The sequence below is a fragment of the Dysgonomonas termitidis genome, assembly GCF_042654545.1.
In the GTDB taxonomy this organism is placed as follows: domain Bacteria; phylum Bacteroidota; class Bacteroidia; order Bacteroidales; family Dysgonomonadaceae; genus Dysgonomonas; species Dysgonomonas termitidis.
Genome location: NZ_JBHSGN010000183.1, coordinates 1 through 532, shown reverse-complemented (window position 1 = coordinate 532; position 532 = coordinate 1). Strand labels below are relative to the sequence as shown.

Here is a 532-nt window from a genome sequence, read left to right as displayed (position 1 = left end):
ACGTGGTATCGGAGGAACAGCTAGCAGCCTGGCAAAAGGAGCCATAGACCTCAGTGTACGCCCTGCCGTGCAGACAATGTTCTCCCCATCTTCTTATGCAATGGCTTATCAGGAGATGCAGGGACAGGCCGTGAACAAAGACGGACAGGGGAATATCATGTTCGGTAACAGGAAGTCACAAGGACAGGGTATGACTTCCGCATTTATCGAAAACCAGTCGGAGGTACTCGGCGAGGTCGTCCTCGATAAGCTGTTCCAGAAATTCAGAATACCCGTACCTGCTTTCTTAAAAACGAATGCAGCCAAAAGACTAAGCAGCGCGACAGGAATACAAGGCCCAATCACAGAATATGCAGAGGAAAAGTATGCAGACCTGGCAAATATAGTCAGGGGTGAACAAACGATAGAAGGCTTCTTCGATCCGCGTCAGAACCTGGAGACATTCGGGGCGGTGGCTATCATGCAGATACCCTTCTCTGCTATCAATGCTACAGGGTATGGAATAGGCAGGATAAGGGACGTACAGGCTAAA

1 protein-coding gene is annotated in these 532 nt (G+C 49.6%); it reads left to right on the top strand.

Annotated features, from left to right (window positions below):
- The coding region (locus ACFO6W_RS25995) for a hypothetical protein (RefSeq protein WP_380002044.1) at nucleotides 1-532 on the top strand (532 nt) is incomplete at both ends.